At 64.6% G+C, this 18309-nt stretch carries 15 protein-coding genes and 2 pseudogenes; 8 read left to right on the top strand and 9 right to left on the bottom strand.

The features are described from left to right. Positions 1–230: pseudogene (locus tag AB6724_RS11290) on the bottom strand (IS110 family transposase); the annotation flags it as partial. 994 nt (positions 231–1224) lie between these two features. Between AB6724_RS11290 and rpoH the strand changes: the two are divergent. From rpoH to AB6724_RS11260, 6 genes are all read left to right on the top strand, one after another. Beyond that, positions 1225–2169, top strand: coding sequence for an RNA polymerase sigma factor RpoH (gene rpoH, locus AB6724_RS11285; RefSeq protein ID WP_369338612.1), 945 nt, complete (start codon positions 1225–1227; stop codon positions 2167–2169). 141 nt (positions 2170–2310) lie between these two features. Next, positions 2311–3300, top strand: coding sequence for a Bug family tripartite tricarboxylate transporter substrate binding protein (locus tag AB6724_RS11280; RefSeq protein WP_369338611.1), 990 nt, complete (start codon positions 2311–2313; stop codon positions 3298–3300). Between the two features lie 251 nt (positions 3301–3551). Next, positions 3552–4283, top strand: coding sequence for a sterol desaturase family protein (locus AB6724_RS11275; RefSeq protein ID WP_369338610.1), 732 nt, complete (start codon positions 3552–3554; stop codon positions 4281–4283). Further along, a complete protein-coding gene (locus tag AB6724_RS11270) occupies positions 4284–5216 on the top strand; it encodes a fatty acid desaturase (RefSeq protein WP_369338609.1) in 933 nt (310 codons plus the stop codon). It begins immediately after the preceding gene. 16 nt (positions 5217–5232) lie between these two features. Then, positions 5233–7164 carry an iron-containing redox enzyme family protein gene (locus tag AB6724_RS11265; protein WP_369338608.1) on the top strand — a complete coding sequence of 644 codons (1932 nt, stop codon included), beginning with the start codon at positions 5233–5235 and terminating at the stop codon, positions 7162–7164. A 12-nt stretch (positions 7165–7176) separates the two neighbouring features. Continuing rightward, on the top strand, positions 7177–8082 hold the full coding sequence (locus AB6724_RS11260) for a DUF6999 family protein (RefSeq protein ID WP_369338607.1): 906 nt from the start codon (positions 7177–7179) through the stop codon (positions 8080–8082). Between the two features lie 30 nt (positions 8083–8112). Here the strand turns inward: AB6724_RS11260 and AB6724_RS11255 are convergent, their stop codons facing one another. The 3 genes and pseudogenes from AB6724_RS11255 to AB6724_RS11245 form a co-directional block, all read right to left on the bottom strand. Continuing rightward, on the bottom strand, positions 8113–9906 hold the full coding sequence (locus AB6724_RS11255) for a putative bifunctional diguanylate cyclase/phosphodiesterase (protein WP_369338606.1): 1794 nt from the start codon (positions 9904–9906) through the stop codon (positions 8113–8115). A 219-nt stretch (positions 9907–10125) separates the two neighbouring features. Further along, on the bottom strand, positions 10126–10731 hold the full coding sequence (locus tag AB6724_RS11250) for an SCO family protein (protein WP_369338605.1): 606 nt from the start codon (positions 10729–10731) through the stop codon (positions 10126–10128). A 6-nt stretch (positions 10732–10737) separates the two neighbouring features. Then, positions 10738–10902 (bottom strand): annotated as a pseudogene (locus AB6724_RS11245) (heme o synthase); the annotation flags it as partial. Between the two features lie 283 nt (positions 10903–11185). Here AB6724_RS11245 and AB6724_RS11240 point away from each other — a divergent pair. Then, positions 11186–11893, top strand: coding sequence for a Crp/Fnr family transcriptional regulator (locus tag AB6724_RS11240; protein WP_369338604.1), 708 nt, complete (start codon positions 11186–11188; stop codon positions 11891–11893). Here the strand turns inward: AB6724_RS11240 and AB6724_RS11235 are convergent, their stop codons facing one another. The 5 genes from AB6724_RS11235 to AB6724_RS11215 form a co-directional block, all read right to left on the bottom strand. Further along, positions 11894–13609, bottom strand: a complete 1716-nt coding sequence (locus AB6724_RS11235; protein WP_369338603.1) for a putative bifunctional diguanylate cyclase/phosphodiesterase — start codon at positions 13607–13609, stop codon at positions 11894–11896. A gap of 30 nt (positions 13610–13639) precedes the next feature. Continuing rightward, positions 13640–15190: a methyl-accepting chemotaxis protein gene (locus tag AB6724_RS11230; RefSeq protein ID WP_369338602.1), complete on the bottom strand. Its 1551-nt coding sequence runs from the start codon at positions 15188–15190 to the stop codon at positions 13640–13642. A gap of 343 nt (positions 15191–15533) precedes the next feature. After that, a complete protein-coding gene (cyoE, locus tag AB6724_RS11225; protein ID WP_369338601.1) occupies positions 15534–16454 on the bottom strand; it encodes a heme o synthase in 921 nt (306 codons plus the stop codon). A gap of 71 nt (positions 16455–16525) precedes the next feature. After that, positions 16526–17275, bottom strand: a complete 750-nt coding sequence (locus tag AB6724_RS11220) for a redox-active disulfide-containing membrane protein (protein ID WP_369338600.1) — start codon at positions 17273–17275, stop codon at positions 16526–16528. Continuing rightward, complete coding sequence (locus AB6724_RS11215) at positions 17202–18029, bottom strand: SURF1 family protein (RefSeq protein ID WP_369338599.1); 828 nt, start codon at positions 18027–18029, stop codon at positions 17202–17204. Before AB6724_RS11215 ends, AB6724_RS11220 begins: the two co-directional genes overlap by 74 nt. A 14-nt stretch (positions 18030–18043) precedes the next feature. On the opposite strand from AB6724_RS11215, the gene AB6724_RS11210 reads away from it, so the two are divergent. Further along, positions 18044–18274, top strand: a complete 231-nt coding sequence (locus AB6724_RS11210) for a twin transmembrane helix small protein (RefSeq protein ID WP_369338598.1) — start codon at positions 18044–18046, stop codon at positions 18272–18274. The last annotated feature ends 35 nt before the right edge of the window (positions 18275–18309 follow it).

Here is an 18309-nt window from a genome sequence, read left to right as displayed (position 1 = left end):
TCCAGACCGATGGCCTGCAACTGCCTTGCCACATGGTGCGAGCCGCCGCAGGCTTCGGTGACCACCAGGCAGCCTTGTGGCAGAGTGGTGGCCCACGCATAAAAGCGCTCGGGAGACAGGGATTTGGCCAGTACCCGGTGGCCCCACTGATCCACCGCGTGCACTTGGTAGAACCGCTTGGAAAGATCAACGCCCACTCGCACGATGGGCCCATAGGTCAGCTCAGTCATGGCATTCTCCAGTCGAATCCGATAGGACTTCCGGGCATCCATGCTGAACTTCGCGCACCAGCGCTGGGCTAGGAAAGTCCCTTCGTATTCGACAGCACCACTTCAACGCATGCAAAAGCGGTCACTTGGCCTTAATAACACTCCAGCGACAGCTATGAGGTGTAGAGAGGACCTGCTAGGAAGACTCCGTGCAATGACAGCTTTGGGTGGGAGCAGCCATTGACCATGCTGAGTTGGCTGACAGCAGCCAGCCTATTGCAGCCTGTGACCAGCTTCATGACTGTTTAACCCGCTACAGCGGAGAGGGCGAGCGGCCCTCAGTTGTGCATGTGGTGTGGCTTCCAGACCCACCTACGTCTACACGCAACCCTCTGAGGTAATGACCGTCAGTGCCGAATTTAGAGTCTGCTGCTCGACGAACTTTGTTCTCACGGACTGAGCTGATTCACCTGCTCGGCAACTGGACCCAGGTGTACAGGATGCCCCCTGAAGCCACATCGCCGCACTGGAGCGGCTTCCTCCGAAACACCCCCTGCAGTGCTCCCCGAACCGTGCTGAGTTAGGCGTGGAATTCAAAAGGTGAATGACTTCAGTTGCAGATCCAGCATTGCGGCACCAGCCAAGGCTTCCATGAGCGAGCGCAGCCATTGATCCCAGACGGATTGGCTCACGAACAAAATAACACGTTAATAAGTTCGACTTTTTTGAGCGATTTTGCTTAAAAACATAGCAAATCAGGATAGTGAGAACTATCCAATAACCAAAATTATTCAGCTAAATCAATGATTTAAATTAAAAAATGGTTCGCAAATGAGTACAACACTGAGTGAGAAAAGTACAAAACTCAAGAAGAATCGACAAAAGCCTTTGTTTACCAAGGGTTTACACGGAGATCGCACACTATTGAGCAGCGACAAATCCTCGGGAACTTTGTCTTTAGCACTCCTTCTAATGGAGTGCTAACATGAAGATCATGGAAGAAAGGAAATCTGCAATGAAATCTGCCTCCGGCTCCATTGCTACTGCCCTGGCACCCGCGAACCCTTGGGCTCTGGTACCACCGCTGGGCAACCTGGATGCCTATATCTCGGCCGTGAACCGTCTGCCCATGCTCACCCTAGAGGAAGAGCAGGAATACGCACGCAAACTCAAAGAGAACAACGATCTGGACGCCGCCGGGCGTCTGGTGATGTCCCATCTGCGCCTGGTGGTCTCCATTTCCCGCCAGTACCTGGGCTATGGCCTGCCGCATGGCGACCTGATCCAGGAAGGCAACGTGGGCCTGATGAAGGCGGTCAAGCGCTTTGACCCGGACCAGGGCGTGCGCCTGGTCAGCTACGCCATGCACTGGATCAAGGCCGAGATCCACGAATACATCCTGAAGAACTGGCGCATGGTCAAGGTTGCGACCACCAAGGCCCAGCGCAAGCTGTTCTTCAATCTGCGCTCGATGAAGCATGACATGAAGTCGGACGCGGCCCTGGCCGACGACGATGCCGTCATGCGTGAAACCCTCACGACACACGAGATTGACGCCATGGCGGCCAAGCTCAACGTCAAGCGCGAGGAAGTCATCGAGATGGAAACCCGCCTGGCCGGTGGCGATGTGCTGCTGGACCCCTCGCCCAGCGATGACGGCGAGCAGGCCTATGGCCCCATCGCCTATCTGGCCGACGCCAGCCACGAGCCCACGGCCATGATCGAGTCGCGCCAGCGCGACCATCTGGCCACCGACGGCCTGAGCATGGCGCTGGAAGGTCTGGACGCGCGCAGCCGTCGCATCGTGGAAGAGCGCTGGCTCAAGGTCAACGATGACGGCTCGGGCGGCATGACGCTGCATGAGCTGGCTGCCGAGTACGGCGTGAGCGCCGAGCGCATCCGCCAGATCGAGGTCGCGGCCATGAAGAAGATGAAAAAAGCGCTGGCGGAGTTTGCCTGAACGCCAACTTGCGCCTGAGCGCCTAAAAAGGCAGAAATGCTGAACCTCAAACCCGGATAATTTCCGGGTTTTTTATTTTTCGGCGCGATGCCGCCAGCGTCGCGACCGGCATCCATACCGACAAGACTCCAGAGACCTGCCATGCCTGCCCATACCTTGAAGAATCTGTCTCGCCGCCGACTGGCTGCCGCCGCAGCCGCATTGCTGGCCGCCGCCACGCTCCCCGCAGCCATGGCCGCCGACAACTGGCCCGACAAGCCCCTGCACCTGATCGTGGGCTTCCCCGCCGGCTCCTCCCCCGACCTCACGGCCCGCGCACTGGCCGAGCCGCTGGAGAAAAAGCTGGGCCAGACCATCATCGTGGAAAACCGCGTGGGCGCGGGCGGCAATATCGCCGGCGAATATGTGGCCAAGGCCGACGCCTATACCTTCAGCGTGATGATCAACGGCAATATGACGATTGCCAAGCTGCTCAACCCCGCGGTGCGCTACGACCCGGTCAAGGATCTCCAGCCCGTGAGCCTGATCGGTGTGGCGCCGCTGGTGCTGGTGGCTCCGGCCTCGGCACCCCAGGGCAAGGCTTTCCTCGACGCGGCCGCCAAGGCCGGCGACAAATGGAGCTACGGCTCGCCCGGCGTGGGCACCGTGGGCCATCTGGGCATGGAACTGCTCAAGAGCCGCTCGACCATCAAGGCCGTCCACGTGCCCTACACAGGCTACCCTCAGGTGTTCAACGGCATCCAGGGGGGCGATCTGCAGCTGTCCATGCTGCCGCCGGCGCTGGCCATGAACCAGATCCAGGCCGGCAAGCTGCACGGCATAGGCGTGACCTCGGCGGCCCGCAGCCCGCTGGCTCCGGGACTGCCCAGCCTCAAGGACCTGGGCATCAACAACTTCGACCTCGAGATCTGGAACGCCGTGGCGGCACCCAAGTCCATGCCCAAGGCCCATGTGGAAAAGCTCGCGGCTGCCGTGAGCGAAATCGTGCGCAGCCCCGAAATGCGCCAGAAGCTGGCCATGCAAGGCTGGCAGGCGGTGGGCAGCTCGCCCGAAGGCCTGCACAACCGTATCCAGCAGGATGTGAAGGCCCTGGGCACCATCATCCGCGAACAGCACATCACGGCGCAGTAATCGCACGCTCCTTCTCTTCCGGGGGGAGACCGCAGCTTCGCCGCAAGGCGGCGGGCCGCCTGGGCTCTTGCCCAGTGCTTCTCGTCTGGGATGTCCCGGTTTCAAGACCGCCTTGCTCGATTGATACGCCTTTGGGTATCGGATAGAGCTACTACCGCATCCCTTATCATGCGCCCGACAGGCATACGTTTACGCTATGCCATTGGGCGCATTGTTTTATCTAGGGCAGCGCCACCGCTTTTGGAGCCTTCATGGACGCTGGTACCTGGTTCATACAGCTCAATGCCTGGCAAGTCATGGCACTGGGGCTGGTTTCTTTCGGCACGCTCTATCTGCTGGGCGGCTGGGGCATGAGTGCATTCACGCGCTGGCTGGCGCACCACGGCCTGGGACGGACGCTGGATACGCGCCCGCTCAAGCCCGATCAGCTGCAACGCGAACGGCGCCTGTCCTTCAATTCCGTCCTGGTCTTCGGCCTGGGCACGATCGTGCCCTGGGGCTTCCTCAAGCTGGGCTGGGCACATCTGGCGCCTGCGGCCGGTGCCGGCCGCATCGCGCTGGAAATCCTCGCCCTGCTGCTCTGGAACGAGGTGCATTTCTGGATCAACCACCGCCTGCTGCACACGCGCCAACTGGTGCGCTATCACGGGGATCACCATCGCTCCACGGTGACCACGCCCTGGTCCACCTACAGCTTTCACCCCGTCGAGGCGCTGATGCTGGGCAACATCATCCTGCTGCCCATGGTAGTGCATGACTTCAGTTTCTGGTCGCTGGCCGCGGTGCCCGTGCTGAGCCTGATCCTCAACACGATAGGCCATTCCAACTACGACTTTTTCCCCAAGGTCTCGGACAGCCATCTGCTGGCCGCCAGCCGCCGCCACCATCTGCATCATGCGCGGCCGGCCGGCAACTACGGCTTTTCGCTGGCCTTCATGGACCGGATCATGCGCACCCAGGTCAAGTCCTCCGGTCCTCGCTGAATGCGCAAATCTCCCGGCCGGCGCCTGCTGCCCAGCCTGCGCCACTGGCGCGACTGGCAATCCCTGTTCTACATGCTGCTCATGCCGCTGCTGGTCTGGTGGCAGTGGAGCCATGGCTTCCACTTCGTGCTCTATGCGCTGGAGCTGTTCCTGACGCTGGGCGTGGGGGTGATACACCACAACCACACCCATGTGCGCATGTGGTGGGGCCGCTGGAGCAACCGCTTCACCGATTACTGGCTCACGCTGCTGCAGGGCCATCCGACCTTTGTGTTCTGGCCCGCCCATGTGGGCAACCACCACCGCTTCCGCCACGGCCCCAGGGACATTGCACGCACCTACCGCCCCGAGTTCGGCGGCGACACCAACCACCTTTGGGGCTATCTGATCCATCCGCTGCAGGCCGCCTGGGTGCTCTACCCGCTGTTCTTTCGCTGGCTGAGCAATCTGCGCCGGCACTGGCCCGGCGCCTTCCGCTACTGCATGGGGCAGTACGCGCTGTGGCTGGCCAGCTGGGGCTTTTTTCTCTGGCTGGACTGGCAGAAAGCGCTGCTCTTCGTGATCGTGCCCCAGCTCCACGGCCTGCACTGGCTGCTGGCCACCAACTATCTGCAGCATGCCCACGCGGACGGCAGACCGCTGACCAGAGCGCAGCGCAATACTCCCGGTATCGAGCTGAACTACGCGCGCAACTTCGAGGGGCTGGTCAACCCCCTGCTTTTTAATATTGGCCTGCACACCGCACACCACGAGTGCCCGCATGCGCACTGGTCCGAGCTGAGCACGCTGCACGACCGGATCTACCGCCGGCGGGTCACACCCGCGCTGAACGAGGGCGGGCTGCTGCCCTATATGGGACGCGTGTTCGTGCTGGGCCTGGTCCGGCCCGCAGCCCGCACCCGGCCGCAAATGCCGCCCGAAGCTGTTCAGTAAAACCTGTTGAGGATTTATGCCTGTTGCCTATTCGAACGTCTATCTGCAGTCTGCCGGAATGTTTCTGCCCGGCGCCCCGGTGGACAACGCCGGCATGGATGCGTTCGTTGCCCCGCTGAACCGCATCTCCGAGCGCATCAAGCGTCGCATACTCGCCGAAAACGGCATCCAGACCCGCCACTACGCCATCGATGACGCGGGCCATACCGTGTTCAGCAATGCGCAGATGGCGGCCTCGGCCATCCAGTCCACGCTGGACGGTGCCGGCAAGACACTGGCCGATATCGGCTTTCTCTCCAGCGGCTCCTCGGGCGGCGATGCGCTGATGCCCGGCTTTGCGAGCATGATCCAGGGCGAGATGGCCGCACCGCCCATGGAAACGCTGTCGGTTCACGGCGTGTGCGCGGCCAGCGTGGGCGCGATGCAGGCGGCCGCCATGGCCGTGGAAAGCGGTGCGCACCGCCTGGCCCTGTCGGTGGCCAGCGAAATGCCGTCGCGGCTGTTCAAGCGCTCGCGCTTTGCGGCACAAAGCTATGACACCGATTTCGACGCCCACTTTCTGCGCTGGATGCTTTCCGACGGCGCGGGCGCCGTGCTGCTGGGCGGCCCCAAGGCCTTGCCGCAGGCCGGCGGCCTGCGCCTCAAGCTCAAATGGACCCATTTGCGCAGCTTTGCGGGCGACTATCCCGTGTGCATGCAACTGGGCATGACGCCCGACCGCAGCAAAAGCCATCTGGACTTCCCCGCCTGGAGCGATGCCGAGGCCGCCGGCGCGCTGGCGCTGCGCCAGGACATCCGCCTGCTGCCGCATCTGTTCGACGTCTGCATCCATGAGTACGCGGACCTGGCCCACAAGGGCTGGGTGCCCGAGCGCGGCATAGACCATTTTCTCTGCCACTACTCGTCGGAGCGCTTCATCCCCGTGGTCGACGATCTGCTGGGCAAGGCCCAGCTGGCCATCCCGCGCGAGCGCTGGTGGAGCAATCTGGCCTGGCGCGGCAACACCGGCGCGGCGTCCATCTTCATCATGCTGTCCGAGTTCCTGGAAAAAGAAGGCGCGCGCCTCAAGGCCGGCGATACGCTGCTGTGCTTCATCCCCGAGTCGGGCCGCTTCACGGCCGGCTACATGCTATGGGAAGTGGAGGCTGACGCGCCTGCTGCACAAACACAGCCAGCGGTTTTCCCTCATAGGACCGAGGCCTCCGAAGCCATTGCCGACGATGCGCTGCCCGATGTCTCCGGCATCGCCGCACCGCACGACCCGGCGCGCGCGCCCGCGGCGCTGGCGCCGCTGCTGACCGAGCTGGCCAGCATCTGGCAGGACTACCGCTCGCGCGTCTGGCGCACGCCGCTGCTGCAGCGCATCCGCACGCGCCAGTTGCAAACGACCGACTATGTACGCTGGATGAGCCACTGGATTCCCCAGGTGCGCGAAGGCAGCCTGTGGATGCGCGAGGGCGCGGCCTCGCTGACCGGCGACTATGCGGCCCTGGCCTCGCTGATCGACCTGCATGCGAGCGACGAGCAGAACGACTTCAAGATCCTGCATGCCGACTACCTCAGGGCCGGCGGCACCGAGACCGATATGGCCAAACTGCGCCGCAACCCCGGCGGAGAAGCGCTCAACGCCTATCTGCACGGCCTGGCCGCCACGCCCGACCCCATAGGCCTGCTGGGCGCAATCTACATCATCGAAGGCACGGGCCAGCGCATCGTGCCCAGCCTGCTGCCGCTGCTGCGCCAGAGCCTGCCGCTGCCGCCCGACGCCTTCCGCTTTCTCGAATATCACGGCGCCAACGACGAGAACCATCTGGAGCGCTGGCTGCTGGCCGTGCAGATGGCGCTGGAGCTGGACGGCGCGGGCACGGCCCAGCAGGCCATTTTGCAGACGGCGCGCCACACCGCCGCCATGTATCTGATGCAGTTCCAGCATGTGCTGGCCGAGTAAGAGGAAGGCCCGATGAAGAACGAGTTCAAGGACCATGTCTGGGACGAGCGCGACCCCAACCCCTGGCTGGCGCTCTATCTGGACCAGAGCACCCCCCTGCCCGACGCGGTCAAGGCCGCCTGGCTGCGCGACTGCAGCGGTGCATCGCGCCAGTTCTTTCTGCCCGCCATCCGGCCGCTGGCGCGGCTGAGCATGATCGTGATCCAGGCGCTCAAGATCTTTCTGCCCAAGCGCTGGGCCCACTCCATGCTGCTGCACCGGCTGCTGGCCTTCAGCATGAACCACTTCGTCTCGCCCGAGGCCAACTGGCTCATCATGCGCCACTTCCACCTGGGCTCGCAGGTGCTGCAGTTCGTAGCCGCCAACGCTCCGACCAAGGTTGGCACCACGCCGCTGACGCCCACGCAGATCGACGACGTGAAGGACGAGCTATTCCTCAGGCACGACCTGAACCTGTTCAACTTCGTGATCCGCCTGAACAAGGCGCTGCGCGAAAACGGGCAGCAGCTGGTCGCCGTGCCGGAGCCGGACTTCTCCATGATCCACGATCCGGATCTCAGGCTCGAGGACATGCCGCGCGGCAGGCTGAATCTGCTGGACCTGCAAAGCGCCATCGAAATCTACACGCCGGTCTACCAGCTGCTGCTGACCGACAACGACTTCTGGCGCGCCAGCAACTCGTTGCAGCTCGACGAAACCATCGCCATCTACTGCGCCAAGATTCTGGCCTCGCCCGAACATCTGGTGCTGCTCAACAACAAGCACCCCATGGTGCCGCTGTCCACGCTGTATGCGGCCTACCGGTTGGTGCTGCACGGACTGTCTACCGAGATGCTGCATTCGCTGCTGATGCGCATGGCCAGCGGCGAAGCACCGATTCCCGCACGCGAGCTGGCCGGGATACAGCAGGCCGCCTAGGCGACCTAGCCCCTCCGGGCCTGGAGGGCCTCAAGCCACGGCCAGCCAGGCCTGCATCTGGTCGGCGGACATGGCCCTGGAATGCAGCCAACCCTGGAAGCACTCGCAGTCGATATCGCGCAGCAGCTGGAGCTGATCGTTCTGCTCCACGCCCTCGGCGACCACCTCCAGATCCAGCGCATGGGCCATGTGGACAATGCCCTCCATGAGCCGGTCCCGGCAGGGCGAAGGCAGCAGGAACTCGCGCCCCAGCTTGACGCGCTGCAGCGGCAGGTATTGCAGATAGGCCAGCGACGAATGGCCGGTACCGAAGTCGTCCAGCGCAATCGTGACCCCCAGCTCGGCCAGTTCGGCCAGCACCTGGCGCCCCTGGTCGGGGTTGATCATGGCCTGGGATTCGGTCACCTCGAGCTCCAGCCATTGCGGCGGCACCTCGTGCCTGCGCAGACAGCTGGCGACCTGCTCGACCAGATTCACCTGGCGCAGCTGATAGGCCGACAGATTGACCGCCACGCGCAGCGGCGTCCCGGCCTTGAGCCAGGCCGCGATCTGCTTGCAGGCCGCATCGAGCACATAGTTGCCCAGGGCGACGATCTGGCCCGAGGCCTCGGCCACGGGAATGAAGCGTGCCGGGCTGACATTGCCGAGCACGGGATCGTTCCAGCGCAGCAGGGCTTCCACGCCCACCACCCTGGCCGTTTTCACATCCACCTGCGGCTGGTAGTGCAGTTGCAGGCCGCCATAGCCTAGCGCCATGCGCAGCCGTTCGGCCAGCAGCACGCGCTCGGCCATTTCCTTGCCCATGCTGGGCTCGAAGAACACGGCCTTGCCCCGGCCCTGGGCCTTGGCGCTGTACATGGCCATGTCGGCAAAACGCATGAGGTCGTCGCCCGACTGCGCATTGTCGGGATAGAGCGCAATGCCTATGCTGGCGCCAAAGTCCAGCGCCAGGCCGTCATGCTTGAAAGGCATGGCCAGGGCCGCGAGTATCTGCTCGCTCCAGAACCTGGCGCGCGCCGCGCCCTCCCCCACCAGCAGCAGCATGAATTCGTCGCCACCCAGGCGCGCCAGAATGCCTTCGCTGCGCAGCTGAGCCTTGAGTCGCCGCGCCACCTCCCTGAGCAGTTGGTCGCCCGCCGCATGGCCATAGCCGTCGTTGATGGCCTTGAAGTTGTCCAGATCCAGCTGCAGCAGGGCCAGCGCATCGCCATTGGCCTGGGCGATCTTGAGCTGCTCCTGCAGGTCCTGGCCGAACTGCCAGCGGTTGTTGAGCCCCGTCAAGGTGTCGCGCGTGGCCTGGAACTTCAGGCGCTGCTGCATCTGGCTGAGTTCGGTCACGTCCCGCACAAAAGCCACGGCCAGCCCGTGACTCTCGTGGCCGAAATACCCTAGCGCGATGTCCACCGGTATCGCGCCTCCCGGCTTGCGCTGCATCCACAGCGCTCCGCCCAGGCCCATGGGCCGGCGCGAGGGCTGGGCAAAATAGCTGCGCAGATAGTGGCCATGGGTGGCGCGCACGTCCGGGGCCAGCAGGATGTCCAGCCCCTGCCCCTCGAGTTCACCGCGCTCATAGCCCGAAATGGCCAGCATGGCGGCATTCGCTGCGATGATGCAGCCGTCGCGCCCCACCAGCAAAATGCCGTCCGGAGCCGCATCCAGAGCGTCGCGCTCGCGCTGCGTCAACAGCCAGCGCTGCAGCTGCACAGCATTTGTATCCGCTCCAGCCTCCCAGGTGGACAAGGCCTGAGCCAACCGGTTATGGCATTCGACCAGCGCCGCGGTGGAAACGGGTTCCGTCAATGAGGAAAAAGGGCACTCGCCCATATGCGCACTCCTAGCATCCACCCCGGCGTTCCTGCGTGCCGCACCTCCTCATGCTGCATCAGAGGCCTGCCGCCGGCTTCCGCAGCCGGGCGGTCGGCCCTACCAAGTGATTCAAGGCATCAACTATGCGCAGCGTAACAAGCAATCTGTTTGCGCTATATCAAAGATGAATGTGTGACAAGGAGTTTCCCCAACTTGCAAATGCTTGCTAACCGGGCTTCAGCCCAGCAGGGCCTTGACGTCCTGGGCCAGGACCTGCGGGCCCGCACCATAGCGCTCATAGATGCGCAAACGACCCTGGGGGTCATACAGATAGGTGCCCGCCGAGTGGTCCAGCGTATAGCTGCCGGCGGTCTTGCCCGGCACCTTCTTGTAGAAGATCTTGAAATCCTTGGCCACGGCCGCGATCTCTTCGGGCGTGCCATGCAGGCCCACAAAGCTGTCGTCGAAGTTGGCCAGATAGGCCTTGAGCATCTCGGGCGTATCGCGCTCCGGATCCAGCGAGACAAAGATGGCTTGCAGCTTGTCACCGTCGGCGCCCAGGGCCTGCTTGACTTCGACCAGCTCCCCCAGCGTCGTGGGGCAGACATCGGGGCACTGGGTGTAGCCAAAGAACACGGCCACCACCTTGCCGGAAAAGTCCTTGAGGCTGCGGCGCCGGCCGTTCACATCGGCCAGCGGAATATCCTTGGCATATTCGGCGCCGGTCACATCCACGCCCTGAAATTTGGGCTGCTCGTTCTTGTTGCAGGCAGTCAATGCCAAAGCGGCCGTGCAGGCCAGAGTTGCCGCGCCCAATGCGCGCAGCGCACCTCGTTTGTCCATGGTCAGTCAGGCTGTGTAGTGATCCACCCGCAAGGCTGCAAACAGCAGGCGCAGATGAATCAGGGAAAAGCGGAAGGTCTTGCGTGCCAGCGCCGCCGAATAGCTGCGCAGCAGAGCCCAACCATAACCGCAAAACCCCAACCCTAGCATCACTGCGGCAAACAGCAGCAGCGCAGGTGGCGCCCCTCCTTGAGCCGAATCGTCCAGAGGCCTAGTCAAGCGCATAACGCAGGGCATGAGCACCGGACAGTGCTCATGGCAAAAGCAAGATCCAACTGCAAATTGTTCGCGCTAGATCAAAGCCCGGCAACTTACCCCGGTGACACAATTACATTTAGTTTCCTTTAGGGCGGCCTGGCTCTAGGCTGTCCTGTTCTCCCGGCGCCCCAGATGCATGCCCATGCATGGCGGACCTCGTCGGGCCATCCTCACGCGACCGGCCGCGCCCGTCACCATGATCATGCCTACCACGCGCGCCCCCAAGGGCTGCAACACCTGCGCCCGCGAGCTGCATTGCTTGCTAGGCCGCCTGCCGAGCGATGTGCACCGGCTGTGGCAACCACATATCACCGAAAAAATCTTTCACAAGGGCGAGCTGTTGTTGCAGCAAGGTCGCATCGCCACAGAGCTCAAGATCATCAAGGTCGGCACGGCCCTGGTGCTGCGCCAGGGCGAAGACGGCCTGCAGCGCCCCGTGGGGCTGTTCGGCAGCGCGCAGACGCTGGGCAGCGCGGCCCTGCTCGGCGAGCCGGCCCAGCTGTCCTGCCAGGCCATTGCACCGGGCCGCGCCTGCGTGGTGCCGATCGAGACCATAAAACGGCTGGGCCTGGTCGATGTGCCTTTGCTGCAGGCGGTGGCCGCGGGCTATGCGCGCTCCCAGGCCCAACTGGCCGACTGGGCGCGCATCGTGCGCATACGCGGAGCGACCGGGCAGCTCGCGGCGGCGCTGCTGCAGCTGGCACGCGTGCAGGGCAGCAGCCTCGTACGCCTGCCCAGCCATGCCATCCTGGCCGAGCTGCTCGCGACCACGCGCGAAACGGTTGCCCGCAGCCTGCGCAGCCTGGCCCAGCAAGACAGCGTGCTGCGGCGCGACCGCTGGCATTGCGAAATCCATGCGCCGGCACTGCTGGCGCTGAGCGCGGCCGGGCGTGCGCCGCGCTGATCAGCATGGGACCGTTATCGAGCCTGGCGCCGCATGGCGCAGCCGCGCGATCTCCGGCGCCGGCAAGGCCTTGGAGTACAGCCAGCCCTGGTAGGCATCGCAGCCCCAGCGATGCAGACAGCGCAGCTGCCCGGGCCGCTCCACGCCTTCGGCCACCACCTTCAGGCCCAGGGTCTTGGCCAGGGCAATGACCGCCTGGACGATCTTGGCATCGGCCTCGCTGTGCAGCATGGGGCCGATGAAGGCCCGGTCGATCTTGATGCTGGACACGGGCAGCAGCCGCAGATGGGCCAGGGACGAGTAGCCCGTGCCGAAGTCGTCGAGCACCACGCACACGCCCAGTGCCTGCAGGCTGAACAGGATCTGGCGCGCCTGCTCGGGGTCGGTCATGGCGGCGGATTCGGTGACCTCGAGTTCGAGCAGATGGGGCGGCGCACCATGGGTTCGCAAGCTATGCTCCAGTCGCTGCGCCAGATCGCTCTGGCGCAGCTGCTGTGCCGACAGGTTCACGGCCACGCGCAGCGGCGTACCCGCATGCGCCCATGCGGCGATCTGGCGGCAGGCCGCATCAATCACCCAGGCACCCAGGGCGAGAATCAGCCCGGTGGATTCGGCCACGGGCACAAAGCGGTCGGGCGAAACCGCTCCCAGCTCGTCATCATGCCAGCGCAGCAAGGCTTCCACGGCCTGCAGTTGCCCGGTCGCCACATCGACCTGCGGCTGGTAATGCAGCATGAGTCCGTCATTCTCCAACGCCAGCTTGAGACGCTCATGCAGCAGCACCTTCTCGGCCATGGCCTGGCCCATGTGCCGGGCATACAACGCGTAGTGGCCGCGTCCGCGCTGCTTGGCCTGATACATGGCCATGTCGGCATAGCGCATCAGCGTGGCGGCGTCGCGCGCATCCTCGGGAAACATGGCTACCCCCATGCTGGCGCCAAAGCTCAGCTCGAAGTGATTGATACGACATGGCCGGCAAAGGACTCGCAGCAGGGCATCGATAGTCTGGGTGAGCAGCGGCAGGCTGACGCTGGGCAGCAGCACGGTGAACTCGTCGCCACCCATGCGCCCCAGAGTGCCGGCCTCGCCGAGCACGCTGCGCAGCCGGCCGGCCACCTCGATCAGCACCTGGTCGCCGGCCGCATGGCCATAACCGTCGTTGATCGCCTTGAAGTCGTCGAGATCGAGCAGCAGCAGCGCAAAGACCTCCCCCGAGCGCTCCGCCGCCACAATGGCCTGCTCCAACCGCTGGCCGAATTGCCAGCGGTTGAACAGGCCTGTAAGCGTATCGTGCGTGGCCTGGTAGTGCATGCGTGCCTCGAGCTGGCGCACCTCGGACATGTCGCGCACAAAGGCCACGGCCGCTCCGCCCCGCGTCGGCGAATGCCCTACAGCGATATCGACCGGCAGCACCTCCCCGTTTTTACGCGCCAGCCGCAGCTTGCGTCCCAGGCCCATGGGGCGCCTGCAGGGGGCGTCAAAGTAGTTCCCCATCTGCTGTACATGGGCCTGGCGTTCGGCCTGCGGCAGCAGCATATTGACCGTACGGCCGATCAGCTCGCGCGCGCTATAGCCCGACATGGCCTCCAGGGCCGCATTGACCATGAGGATCGTGCCGCCTCGGTCCACCAGCAGGATGCCGTCGGGCGCCGCATCGAGCGCGGCGCGCTTGAGTCCATCTTCCAGCGCATCGCAGCTGGCAGGGCATTCGGCCATAGGCCGGCAAATCGGCAGGCAATCCATGGCTCAGCCCTGGAACACCGATGCGGCCTCGTCCAGGCGTGCGGCCTGCTGCGCCAGCGTTTCGGTCAGCTGCGTGCCCTGGCGCACCAGTTCGGCGTTTTGCTGGGTCATCTGTTCGAGCTGCCCCACGGCCTGGTTGATCTGCTCCATGCCCGCGGCCTGTTCCTGGCTGGCCAGGCGTATGTCCTGCACCAGCCCCGCCAGGCCCTGCATGGAGGCCACGACGCCCTGCATGGTGCCGCCCGCCTGCTCGGCCACGCGAAAGCCCTGGAGCACCTGGCTTTGCGATTCGTCGACCACCGCCTTGATGTCGCGCGCGGCCTGGGCGCTTTTTTGCGACAAGGCCCGCACCTCGGCCGCCACCACGGCAAAGCCCTTGCCATGCTCGCCGGCACGGGCCGCCTCCACGGCCGCATTCAGCGCCAGCAGATTGGTCTGAAAGGCAATCGAGTCGATCAGGCCGCTGATCTCGCTCACGCGCTGACTGGCCCGAGTCACACCCTGCATGGTCTGCACCAGCTGCGCCACCACTACCGCACCATCACTGGCGGACTGCACGCTGTGCCGCGCGCTGTCAGCGGCATAGCCGGCCTTTTCGCTGTTGCTCTGTATGGCCGCCGTGAGCTGCTCCATCGCCTGCGCGGCCTGCTCCAGGCTCGCTGCCGCAGCCTCGGTACGGGCGCTCAGATGACCGTGTCCCTGATGCAGCTCCTCGGCGCAGGCATGCACACGGCCTGCCTTGCCCTGGATATCGCCGACCAGCGAATTCAGATTCAATCCGGCCTGTTGCACCGAGCGCATCAGTTCGCCGATCTCGTCCATGCGCTCACTCTGCTGCGGCTGTGCGAGCTGGCCGCTGGCCACCGCCCGCGCCTGCGCCAGCACCGCGCACAAGGGCGCAACCATTTCGGCCTGCAGCCGCCACATGATCAGGGTCGTCAACAGCAGCCACAGCATGAGCACGGGCAGCAGCCAGACCTGCGGCGCTTGCGCGACCGCAAGGCAGGCCATGGCCCCCGCCGCGCCCAGGCCCAGCAGCTGGCCCTGCAGGCGCATGCCCAGCGAGCGGGCACGCCAACGGGCCTGCAAGCTGCGCCACAGCCCACGTCCCACGACAAAGCCACGCTGCAGTCCCAGATGGGATGCGCCGGCCTGCAGCTGGCGATACAGCGCCTCGTTCTGCGCCACCTCCTCGGCCGCCGGCTTGGTCCGCACCGAAAGATAGCCCACGACCTCGCCGCTGCGGCGAATAGGGCTGGCATTGGCTCGCACCCAGTAATGGTCGCCGTTCTTGCGCCGGTTCTTGACCAAGGCCGACCAGGGCAGGCCCTGCTGAACAGTGTCCCACATGTCGGCAAAAGCGGCCTGCGGCATGTCGGGATGACGCACGATGTTGTGGGCCTTGCCATAGAGTTCACCGCGCTCAAAGCCGCTGACGCGGATGAACGCATCGTTGGCATAGACAATGCGCCCCTTCAGATCGGTGGTGGACAACAGCGTTTCCCCTTCGCTCAGAGGATATTCACGCTGGGTGGTGTAGACGCTTCGCCGCATGGATGACTTCTTCCTCGGACAACTTGGCAACCCGGACCCTGACGGGCGAGTCGTCCACTCTAAGGAGTCTCATGCGCCTGCGCACGCCACGACAGCGGATCTAGACGCAGGATTTGCCGCGACTGTGACACACATCACAGTCGCGTCATCGGTACTGACAAACCGGTATTGCCCAGCCCGCCACATCCAGCCGGCAACGTACGGCTGCCGGCGGTCTTGCACCGCACTTTCTCGCAGCAGATCTTGCAGTCCCTGGCCACGGCCGCGATCACTGCGGGCAGGCCGTGCGGGCCGGAACTGCCGCGCCCAGGGCGCGCAGCGCAGCTCGCTGGTCCGTGGTCGGTCAGGCCATGTAGTGATCCACCAGCAAGGCTGCAAACAGCAGGCTCAGATGAATCAGGGAAAAGCGGAATGTCTTGCGTGCCAGCGCATCCGAATAGCTGCGCAGCAAAGCCCAACCGTAGGCACAAAAGCCCAAGCCCAGAATCACTGCGGCACAGAGGTAGAGATAGCCACTCATGCCCGCCACAAACGGCAGCAGGCAGGCCGCAAACAGCACCACGGTGTAGAGGAACACCTGCAGCCGCGTGAAGGCGTTGCCATGGGTCACGGGCAGCATGGGCAGGCCGGAGCGCCGGTAGTCCTCGACCCGGTACAGGGCCAGAGCCCAGAAGTGCGGCGGCGTCCACAGAAAAATGATGAGAAACAGCAGCAGCGCCTCATGGCCGACCTGCCCCGTCATCGCGACCCAGCCCAGCACGGGCGGCATGGCCCCCGAGGCCCCGCCGATCACGATGTTCTGCGGTGTCATGGGTTTGAGCACCAGGGTGTAGATCACCGCATAGCCGATGAAGGTGGCCAGCGTCAGCCATAAGGTCAGCGTGTTCACGGCCAGCACCAGGATGGCGGCGCCCGCCGCGCACAGCAGGACCGAGAAGACCAGGGCCTGGCGGTGACCGAGCTCGCCGCGCGCCGTGGGCCGCCAGGCCGTGCGTTTCATGCGCGCGTCTATGCTGCGCTCCACCAGGCAGTTGAAGGCCGCGGCGGCTGCGGCCACCAGCCAGATGCCCGCACAGGCCGCCAGCATCTGCCCCCAGTCATGCCAGCTGGGCACGCCGGGCACGGCCAGCACCATGCCGATGAAAGCGCAGAACACGATCAGCTGCACCACGCGCGGCTTGGTCAAAGCGTAATACTGGGCCCAGCGCGAAGGCTGCAGCACAGCCCGGGGAGTGGTTTCCACATTCATGACATCTGCCTGCATGCCGCTCTCCTTGCCGAACACGATCTGGATAGCCGATAGCCCTTGCCGCCCCCGTTGCTCCCGGTCCGACGTCAGTCCTTGCCTGGTGTCGTACCCGCGCGTCCCGCCTCGTCCCAGGATGCCGAGGCGCGCAGCAGCCGCTCCAGATCGCGCCTGGCCCGGCCCGCCGCGGCCTTGTCCATAGCGGCCGGGAAACGCATCATCCAGTGGCCCTGCGGGTCGACCACATACAGGTGTTCATCGAGTGCATGACCGGCAGCGGGCCTGAGCCAGCCGTCGATGGCGGCCGCCGGCACGCGTAGCGCCGTGGCCTGGTCTAGCGCGGGCAGTATGGATGCGGGCACGGGCTGGCCGTCGTTGACCAGCCAGACCCAGTCCAGCCTGTCCTTCTCCCGCCCCAGGGCCTCGCGCAGCTGCCGCTGCAGATAGAGATTGCCGCGGCAACGCTCGGCGCATGCGCCGCTGCCGGTGCTCAGCAGCAGCCACTGGCCCTTAAGGCTTTGCAGCTCCACGTTGCGTCCGTCCAGAGTCTGGGCCTGCACCGCGGGCAGGCCGGGCTGGGCGGCGATCAGTTCGCCAAAGCTGCGCTGCTGCGTGGGCCGCAGCACATAGTAGGTGAAGTAGGACGCTAGCACGGGCGCCGCGCAGACCAGCAGCACGGCCAGCATCTTCCAGCGGCCGCTGCGTCTGCGCTGCTGCAGCATATCGCCGGGGTCGGGCAGGCCGTGCACGGCCAGGCTCAGCGGCTCATCGAGGCTGCGCTGCCGCGCCTGCAGCGCGGGGCCGGAGGTAAAAGCGTCGGACGAGTTGAAACCAGACATAGAGCAATACCACCAAGATACCGAGTCCGAACCATTGAGCCGCATAGCCATAGTGCTTTTGCACGCCGGCGTTGATCTGCGGCCAGTCGCGCAGCAGGCCATCGCCGGCCGTGCCTTCGGTCTGCACCAGGCTCAGGCCCAGCAGCGGCAGACCGCTGCGATGCGCCCATTGGGCAATGTCTGCATTCTGTAGGATGCGTGACTTTTGCCCATCAGGGTCTGCCCCGCCGTCGCCCGCGGCTTCCAACTCCAGCAGCTTCGAAGGCGGGCTCTCCAGCCGCCCCGCTATGGAGACCGTGCCATCGGGCGTCCGCACCTCGGGCAAGGCCGTGCGCTCCATGAAATTGCGCGGCACCCAGCCGCGCTGCACGATGATGACCACATGCTCGTACGGCGCGGCCAGGCGCAGCGGCGTGAGCACATAGAAACCGACCCGGCCCTGCATCTGCCGGTTGTCGAGAAAAACGGTTTGCTCGGCCAGCCACTGGCCTTGCAGCTGCGCGGGCCGGTGCAGCAGCTCCTGCGCCTGCCCGGCGCCGATGGGCTCGGTGACCATGGGCAGCTTGGCGGCCAGCTGCGCGTTATGCCAGGGAGCCTGGGCCTGCTGCCTGGCGATCGCGTCGAACAGCGCCTGCTTCTGCGCCGCGCGGCCCAGCTGCCAGAAGCCTAGGGAGGCCGCGATGGCCGCGCAGAGCACGGCCGCCAAGGTGATCAGTACAAACCGCCAGAGGTCTGGAATTCGGGAAGAGCGCACCGGATAATCCGTCCATGAAATTCGTGATCATTCTCGCTTTTCTGGCGATTCTTGCGAGCCTGGCCAGCGCCCTGTTCTTCATGATGCGCAGAAGCGATAACGGCGGCGATGACGCGCGGCGTGGCAAGAACATGTTCCGCGCGCTGGCCTTGCGCGTGGGCCTGTCCATCGCGCTGTTCATCTGCATTCTGGTGGCCGCCAAACTTGGCTATCTGCACCCCACGGGCTGGCAGCCGGGACAGTAGACATCGGACAGCTATCAATATCAAAGCGCCTTGCG

It is taken from the genome of Comamonas guangdongensis, from assembly GCF_041079535.1.
GTDB classification, from domain to species: Bacteria; Pseudomonadota; Gammaproteobacteria; order Burkholderiales; family Burkholderiaceae_C; genus Comamonas; species Comamonas guangdongensis.
This window is presented reverse-complemented; position numbering and strand designations above follow the sequence as displayed.

Coding starts and splice junctions, on each gene's coding strand:
- rpoH (WP_369338612.1), top strand. CDS start 1,225: ATGAAATCTGCCTCCGGCTCCATTGCTACTGCCCTGGCACCCGCGAAC.
- AB6724_RS11280 (WP_369338611.1), top strand. CDS start 2,311: ATGCCTGCCCATACCTTGAAGAATCTGTCTCGCCGCCGACTGGCTGCC.
- AB6724_RS11275 (WP_369338610.1), top strand. CDS start 3,552: ATGGACGCTGGTACCTGGTTCATACAGCTCAATGCCTGGCAAGTCATG.
- AB6724_RS11270 (WP_369338609.1), top strand. CDS start 4,284: ATGCGCAAATCTCCCGGCCGGCGCCTGCTGCCCAGCCTGCGCCACTGG.
- AB6724_RS11265 (WP_369338608.1), top strand. CDS start 5,233: ATGCCTGTTGCCTATTCGAACGTCTATCTGCAGTCTGCCGGAATGTTT.
- AB6724_RS11260 (WP_369338607.1), top strand. CDS start 7,177: ATGAAGAACGAGTTCAAGGACCATGTCTGGGACGAGCGCGACCCCAAC.
- AB6724_RS11255 (WP_369338606.1), bottom strand. CDS start 9,906: ATGGGCGAGTGCCCTTTTTCCTCATTGACGGAACCCGTTTCCACCGCG.
- AB6724_RS11250 (WP_369338605.1), bottom strand. CDS start 10,731: ATGGACAAACGAGGTGCGCTGCGCGCATTGGGCGCGGCAACTCTGGCC.
- AB6724_RS11240 (WP_369338604.1), top strand. CDS start 11,186: ATGATCATGCCTACCACGCGCGCCCCCAAGGGCTGCAACACCTGCGCC.
- AB6724_RS11235 (WP_369338603.1), bottom strand. CDS start 13,609: ATGGCCGAATGCCCTGCCAGCTGCGATGCGCTGGAAGATGGACTCAAG.
- AB6724_RS11230 (WP_369338602.1), bottom strand. CDS start 15,190: ATGCGGCGAAGCGTCTACACCACCCAGCGTGAATATCCTCTGAGCGAA.
- cyoE (WP_369338601.1), bottom strand. CDS start 16,454: ATGCAGGCAGATGTCATGAATGTGGAAACCACTCCCCGGGCTGTGCTG.
- AB6724_RS11220 (WP_369338600.1), bottom strand. CDS start 17,275: ATGTCTGGTTTCAACTCGTCCGACGCTTTTACCTCCGGCCCCGCGCTG.
- AB6724_RS11210 (WP_369338598.1), top strand. CDS start 18,044: ATGAAATTCGTGATCATTCTCGCTTTTCTGGCGATTCTTGCGAGCCTG.